This window comes from Intestinimonas sp. UBA1698, assembly GCF_002320075.1.
GTDB lineage: Bacteria > Bacillota > Clostridia > Oscillospirales > Oscillospiraceae > Intestinimonas > Intestinimonas massiliensis.
In genome coordinates, this window is sequence record NZ_DCJO01000024.1 from 21,474 (window position 1) to 27,979 (window position 6,506).

7 protein-coding genes are annotated in these 6,506 nt (G+C 63.0%); 2 read left to right on the forward strand and 5 right to left on the reverse strand.

Annotated elements, in window-relative coordinates; translation table 11 throughout:
• The first annotated feature begins 24 nt into the window (after positions 1-24).
• On the forward strand, positions 25-1,269 hold the full coding sequence (locus tag B3H64_RS04960; RefSeq protein WP_242853662.1) for an HlyC/CorC family transporter: 1,245 nt from the start codon (positions 25-27) through the stop codon (positions 1,267-1,269).
• Positions 1,270-1,322: 53 nt separating this feature from the next.
• On the opposite strand, the gene B3H64_RS04965 is transcribed toward B3H64_RS04960, so the two are convergent.
• The 4 genes from B3H64_RS04965 to B3H64_RS04980 all read right to left on the reverse strand — a co-directional run bounded on the left by B3H64_RS04965 (position 1,323) and on the right by B3H64_RS04980 (position 4,591).
• On the reverse strand, positions 1,323-1,922 hold the full coding sequence (locus B3H64_RS04965) for a lysine exporter LysO family protein (RefSeq protein ID WP_238072762.1): 600 nt from the start codon (positions 1,920-1,922) through the stop codon (positions 1,323-1,325).
• A complete protein-coding gene (locus B3H64_RS04970; RefSeq protein WP_238072761.1) occupies positions 1,919-2,269 on the reverse strand; it encodes a LysO family transporter in 351 nt (116 codons plus the stop codon). The genes B3H64_RS04965 and B3H64_RS04970 overlap by 4 nt, the downstream gene beginning before the upstream one ends.
• Before the next feature lie 88 nt (positions 2,270-2,357).
• Positions 2,358-4,118, reverse strand: a complete 1,761-nt coding sequence (gene thrS, locus B3H64_RS04975) for a threonine--tRNA ligase (RefSeq protein ID WP_286733451.1) — start codon at positions 4,116-4,118, stop codon at positions 2,358-2,360.
• Positions 4,119-4,438: 320 nt separating this feature from the next.
• The gene (locus B3H64_RS04980) at positions 4,439-4,591 is read right to left on the reverse strand and encodes a hypothetical protein (RefSeq protein WP_238072759.1); all 153 of its coding nucleotides are present in this window, start codon (positions 4,589-4,591) and stop codon (positions 4,439-4,441) included.
• A 138-nt stretch (positions 4,592-4,729) separates the two neighbouring features.
• On the opposite strand from B3H64_RS04980, the gene B3H64_RS04985 reads away from it, so the two are divergent.
• Complete coding sequence (locus B3H64_RS04985; RefSeq protein ID WP_050617103.1) at positions 4,730-5,059, forward strand: helix-turn-helix domain-containing protein; 330 nt, start codon at positions 4,730-4,732, stop codon at positions 5,057-5,059.
• Between the two features lie 46 nt (positions 5,060-5,105).
• Here B3H64_RS04985 and B3H64_RS04990 read toward each other — a convergent pair.
• Positions 5,106-6,506, reverse strand: a 1,401-nt coding sequence (locus tag B3H64_RS04990) for an alpha/beta hydrolase family protein (RefSeq protein ID WP_286733456.1), incomplete at its 5' end; no start/stop codon positions are given.

Sequence of the window (6,506 nt, forward strand, 5' to 3'; positions counted from 1 at the left end):
ATGTTGGACCCAGCCAGTATCAGTATGATCGCCGCCCTTGTGATCCTCGTGATCCTCTCCGCCTTTTTCTCCGCCACCGAGACCGCCTTTACCTCGCTCAACCGCATCCGGCTCAAGAGCCGGGCGGACAGCGGCAACAAGCGGGCTGCCCTGACCCTGCGCATCGCGGAGGACTACGACAAGCTCCTGTCCACCAACCTGATCGGCAACAACATCGTGAACATCTCGGCCTCCACCGTGGGCACCGTTTTGTTCACCAAGCTGTTTTTGGACTACGGTCCGCTGGTCTCCACGGTGGTGCTGACCGTGGTTATTCTGGTCTTTGGCGAGATCTCCCCCAAGAGCATGGCCAAAGAGAACGCCGAGGCCTTTGCCATGTTCGCAGCCCCCATCATGCGGGTGCTGATGACGGTGCTGGCCCCGGTGAACTACCTCTTTGCCCAGTGGAAGAAGCTCCTCAGCCGCATCTTCCGCAAGTCGGAGGAGGAGGGCATCACCGAGGAGGAGCTCATCACCATGGTGGATCAGGCCGAGAACGAGGGCGGCCTGGACCAGCATGAGGGGCAGCTCATCCGCTCCGCCATCGAGTTCAACGACCTGGAGGTGGAGGAGATCCTCACCCCCCGGGTGGACATCGTGGCCGCCGAAGACACCGCCACCATGGACGAGATCGCCGCCATCTTCGCGGAAAACGGCTACTCCCGGCTGCCCATCTACCACGACACCATCGACAACATCATCGGCGTCATCCACGAAAAGGACTTCCATGCCGCCCGCTACCACGGCCAGGAGGACGTATCCGCCATCGTCAGCAATGTGCTCTACACCACCGGCAGCACCAAGATCTCCGACCTGCTGCGCATCCTCCAGCGGGCCAAGGCCCACATGGTCATTGTGGTGGACGAGTACGGCGGCACCGAAGGCCTGTGCACCCTGGAGGACATCGTCGAGGAGCTGGTGGGCGAAATCTGGGATGAGCACGACGAGGTCATCGAGGAGTTCAAAAAGCAGTCCGACGGCAGCTACCTGATCTCCTGCAACGCCAACCTCACCGACCTGTACGATCTGTTCTCCATCAAGGGCGAGCGGGACTGCACCACGGTGTCCGGCTGGGTCATGGAGGAGATCGGCCGGGTGCCGGAGGAGGGGGATCACTTCGTCTATGAGAATCTGGATGTGACCGTCACCAGGGTGGACCACCGCCGGGTTCTGGAGATCCGGGTGGTAGTCCTGCCCCAGGAAGACACCGGCGACAAGGACCGCAAGTAAGCCCTTACATGAGGAAAGCGCCCCGTGTCAAGTCACAGGGCGCTTTTTCACGTTCAGAACGGCAGCGCCACCACGGCGGGCACCACCACCGGCACGGCGAAGGACAAAACCACACCCGAGACAAAGGAATAGATGGCGATGCGCTCGTCGGTGGCCCTCACCACCACCGGCAGGACGGTATCCATGGCGGTGGCGCCCGCCACCCCCACGCACTCCAGATAGCCCACCCGCCGGGCCAGGATGGGGATGAGGACGATGGCAAAGACCTCCCGCATGACATTGGACAGGAAGGCCACGGCGGACACCGAGGGGGAGTAGTCCGCCAGAAGCATAGGGGCCAGGGAATACCAGCCAAAGCCGGCGGAGGCCGCCATAGCGTCCTTGACGCTCATGGGCAGGAAGAGCCCAGCCACGGCCGCGGCGGCCAGGGTTCCGGCGGCGGCCGCCACCGGGATGGCCAGCACCCGGGCTCCAGCCTGCCGGATGTCCCGCCACACATTGCCTTGGCGGCCCATGTCCACGCCCACCAGGAAGAGGATGAGGCACAGCCCCAGGGTGATAAGGGCGCCGCAGTGGGCGGCCCATTCCGCCGGGAGCACAAAGTGTCCCGCCAGCATGCCCGCGGCCACCGCCCCCACGATCCAGCCGGTCATGGGGCCTCCCCTCCCCTCTCCTCCGCCGGGGCGGCGCTGCGGCCCTGCCGGTCCAGGCCCATGCACTTGCGGACCAGCAGCACCGCCAGCACCGAGCCCGCCAGGACAAACAGGGTGATGACCAGGGCAGACAGGCCGATGGAGCCCAGCGAGGCCACCACCTGCTCGTCTGCGCCGATCTCCACGCCCAGCGTAAAGATGAGCAGAATCAGCACCACGGTCTGGAGCCGGCCCAGCCAGGTCAGCTTCTTCCCCCGCACCGCCCTGCGTGAGCCCACCAGGGCGCCCAAAGCGATGACCCCCAGGTAGAGCCCCAGGCTCTGGAGGGTCGCCAGAAAGGTTTCCATATCTCTGCCTCCTTGTCAGCCGCGCTTCCAGCGAGGGGGCTCCGGCAAAAGCCGGAGCCCCCTCGCGTTTCACCGTATGCCGATTCTATCACCGAATGGCCTTGGTGTCTACCTCTTCCTTCAGGGCCGCCAGGAAGGCGTCCAGCGCCATGACACCCTGGTCGCCGCCGGCGCGGGTACGGACGGCCACCTGACCGCTCTCGGCCTCCTTGTCGCCCACCACCAGCATATAGGGGACCTTCTCCAGTTGGGCTTCCCGGATCTTCTTGCCGATCTTCTCGTTGCGGCGGTCGGTCTCCACCCGGAAGCCCGCCGCGTCCAGCCGTTTGGCCACGCAGTCGGCATAGTCGGCCGCCCGGTCGGTGATGGGCAGCACCTTGACCTGCACGGGGGCCAGCCAGGTGGGGAACGCCCCGGCAAAGTGCTCGGTGATAACGCCGATGAACCGCTCGATGGAGCCGAATACCACCCGGTGGATCATGACGGGGCAGTGCTTCTCGCCGTCCGCGCCGATATACTCCAGATCGAACCGGCCGGGGAGCTGGTAATCCAGTTGAATGGTGCCGCACTGCCAGGTCCGCCCCAGGGAGTCCTGGATGTGGAAGTCCAGCTTAGGCCCGTAGAAGGCGCCGTCGCCCTCGTTGACCTCATAGCTCTTGCCGATGCTGGTGATGGCGTCGGCCAGAGCCTTGGTGGCCACCTCCCAGTCCTCCACAGAGCCAATGTGGTCGTCGGGCATGGTGGACAGCTCGATCTTATAGGGCAGACCGAAGAGGGAGTAGACCTCGTCAAAAAGCCGGGCAATGCGGATGACCTCATCCTTGATCTGCTCCTGGGCCAGCAGGATGTGCGCGTCGTCCTGGGTGAAACAGCGGACCCGGAACATGCCGTGGAGGGCGCCGGAGAGCTCATGGCGGTGGACAATGCCCAGCTCGCCGTAGCGCAGGGGCAGGTCCCGGTAGGAGTGGGGCTCCAGCTCATAGACCAGGATGCTGCCGGGGCAGTTCATGGGCTTGATGGCGAAGTCCTCCTCGTCGATGACGGTGGTGTACATGTTGTCCTTGTAGTGGTCCCAGTGGCCGGAGGTCTCCCACAGGGTCCGGCGCATGATCTGGGGGGTGGCGATCTCCTTGTACTCCCACTTCTTATGGACCTGGCGCCAGTAGTCGATCAGGGTGTTTTTCAGCACCATGCCCTTGGGCAGATAGAAGGGGAAGCCGGGGGCCTCGTCCCGGAAAGCGAACAGGCCCAGCTCCTTGCCCAGCTTGCGGTGGTCCCGCTTCTTGGCCTCCTCGATGCGCTGGAGATACGCGTCCAGCTCGTCCTTCTTGGGGAAGGCGATGCCGTAGATGCGCTGGAGGGTCTCCCGGTTGGAGTCGCCCCGCCAGTAGGCGGCGTTGCAGGCGGTGAGCTTGATGGCGTTGCCCTTCACCCGGCCGGTGGAGTCCAGATGGGGGCCGGCACACAGGTCGGTGAACTCGCCCTGCCGATAGAAGGAGATGTGAGCGTCCTCCGGCAGATCCTGGATGAGCTCCACCTTGTAGGGCTCGCCCTTCTCCTCCATGAACTTCAGGGCCTCTTCCCGGGGCAGCTCGAAGCGCTCCAGCTTCAGCTTCTCCTTGCAGATCTTCCGCATCTCCCCCTCGATCTTCTCCATGATCTCCGGGGTAAAGGGGAAGGGGGAGTCCATATCGTAGTAAAAGCCCTCGTCGATGGAGGGGCCGATGGCCAGCTTCACCTCGGGGTACAGGCGCTTGACGGCCTGGGCCAGGATGTGGGAGCAGGTATGCCAATAGGTCTTGCGGTAGGTCTCGTTCTCAAACGTATACTGATTGTTTTCTTCTGCCATGGTAATTCCTCCTTGTATTGGGGCAAAGACGATAAAAAATCTCACCCCTGATGAAGTTCAGGGGTGAGATGAGAGATCCCACGGTTCCACCCTGCTTACGGCCCTGTGAAGCGCCGTCGCTCGTGACCTCTGTAACGGGAGGGCCCGGCCCAGCCTACTGTCCGCGGAGTTCGGTGGGCGGCTCGGGGGTGGTTGGGTCCTTTTCGCGGGTGCAGGCGCGCTCTCAGCCGGCGGCGCGCCCTCTCTGTGCGGCGAAGCGGGACGGTTTCCCCGTCATTGCCTCTGCAACGCAGACACTATATCACCAAAATCCGAGGCTGTCAAGGGGCATCCCGCCCTTCCAGAAAGAGGGTCTCCGCCTGCTGCTGGGCTTCCCGGAGGATGTGTTCCGCCTCGCCGTAATTCCGGGCCTCGAGCTGGGTCAGGCTGTCGGTGATGGCGTTGAACAGGGCAAAGTACATCTTTTGGAACATCTCTCTCCCTCCAAGATTCGTATTTTAAGGCGATAATTCATTATATAGCTTGAATAATAATGTGTCAAGTCGGTTTCTTGCTTATAGCATGTTTATTGCGCCGTGATTTTCCATATGCTAGGCGTATGGAGGTGTATCATGGATTTGGATTATCACGAAATCGGCAAAAGAATTGCCCGGCGCAGGAAGCAGCTCGGCCTCAAACAGTCGGCTGTGGAGGAGAAGGCTGACATCGGCTATAAGTATCTGTCCAGCATTGAACGGGGCATCTCCATTCCCTCCATTGAAGTCGTCATGCGTCTTTCGCTGGCCCTGGACACCACGCCGGACGCGTTTCTGGTGGGGACCGCCCGGCCCGCCGGAGAGGAGTGGCGGGGGGTGGCCGAGCTGCTCCGGGGCATGACGCCCAAAAAGCTGGAGCTGGCCCGGAGCTTCCTCACCTGGCTGTCCGACCAGGAGCTTTCATAAAAAAACTGCGGAGCCATTGGCTCCGCAGTTTTTTTACTGTCTCTGCTCAGGCGGCCTTGTCAGCAGCCACTGCGTTGGTCATGTCGTAGGTGTCGGGGAAAATAGCCCCGTTGACCACCCACACGTCGCTGAGGTCGGGCTGGCCGTCCTCACCGGCGCCGCAGACCAGGTAGTCGCCCTCGCCGTGGGGCACACCGGCCCGATTGGCCTGGAGCACGTCACCCCACGCGGTCTGGACCTCCACCTGGAGCTCGGCGGGGATGAAGCAGGCGAAGTTGCCGGTGGTGGGCTTGGTCTTCAGGTCGATGTAGGTGTCGGCGGCAAAATCCGCGGCGGTGAGCTCGGTGCCGTCGGCCTTGGTATAGGTCTTGATGACCTTGGACAGCTTGGTCACCCACTCCTCGCCGCTGGTACCCTTCAGAATCACGTCCTCGCCGTTGGGCTGGGCGGTGTAGCTGGCGTCCTCCAGGTTGTTGTAGACGTCGGTGGCCGCAGAGACCATCTTGCCCTGGATGGTGTAGTCGGTCTTGCCGGTGGCAAACCAGTCATACGCGGTGACGGCCAGATAGTCGGCCATGGACATCTTGCCCAGCAGATGCCTGGAGAAGAAGGCGGAAATGTTGCCCTCCACCGCGGCGGTCACGTCGGGCTGTTCGGAGTAGAAGCCATAGCCGTGGTCGGCGTCGGGTACGATAACCTCCTCCGCGGCGGGATAGGCCTTCACGATGAGCTTGTTGGTGGCGTCGGTAACCACGTCATCCTTGTCGCCGTGGAGCACCAGCATGGGGCCGGTGTAGTTTTTGATGGCGGCCAGGGGGTCCACCAGCATGTCCTCGAACCACTGGGCGGACAGGGACAGGTTCTGGCCATAGCGGGTGGTGTAGTCGAAGGAGCCCTTCTCCTTAGCGGCGGCGACGGCGGCGTCGATGCTGCTGCCGGCGGGCAGGATGCCGGCAATGGACTCCTCGCCGGGGTTGGCGGCGGCGGAGAGCAGGACCACGGCCTTGTAGGGGTTCTCCTTCTCGCTGACGATCTCCAGGGCCAGGCGGCCGCCCATGGAATAGCCCATGATGCCCAGCTTGTCGGCGTCGATGGGGTAATTGGCCAGCAGGTAGGCCAGGGAGGCGTTGGAGTCGGACTTCATGTTGGTCAGGGTGTTCTTGGTAAAGGGCTCGGTGGAGTCACCGCAGCCGGGGAAGTCCATGCGGACGGAGGCGATGCCAGCCTCCGCCAGGGCGGCGGCCACGCCGCCGAAGCCCACGTTCTCATCCTTGCTGCCGCCGTGGCCGTGATTCATGACCACTGCGGGGAAGGGGCCTTCGCCCTTGGGCAGGGTGATGACGGCGGGCACCTGACGGCCGTCGTTCTCAATGGAGACGGTGATGGCGGTGTAGGTGTCGGTCTCCACGGTATTGGACGGCTCCAGCTTGGAGTAATTCATCAGGAT

What these genes read in the sequence shown, in the direction of transcription:
- thrS (WP_286733451.1), bottom strand. Translation starts at nt 4,118, where the DNA reads ATGGCAGAAGAAAACAATCAGTATACGTTTGAGAACGAGACCTACCGC.
- B3H64_RS04970 (WP_238072761.1), bottom strand. Translation starts at nt 2,269, where the DNA reads ATGGAAACCTTTCTGGCGACCCTCCAGAGCCTGGGGCTCTACCTGGGG.
- B3H64_RS04960 (WP_242853662.1), top strand. Translation starts at nt 25, where the DNA reads ATGATCGCCGCCCTTGTGATCCTCGTGATCCTCTCCGCCTTTTTCTCC.
- B3H64_RS04985 (WP_050617103.1), top strand. Translation starts at nt 4,730, where the DNA reads ATGGATTTGGATTATCACGAAATCGGCAAAAGAATTGCCCGGCGCAGG.
- B3H64_RS04980 (WP_238072759.1), bottom strand. Translation starts at nt 4,591, where the DNA reads ATGTTCCAAAAGATGTACTTTGCCCTGTTCAACGCCATCACCGACAGC.
- B3H64_RS04965 (WP_238072762.1), bottom strand. Translation starts at nt 1,922, where the DNA reads ATGACCGGCTGGATCGTGGGGGCGGTGGCCGCGGGCATGCTGGCGGGA.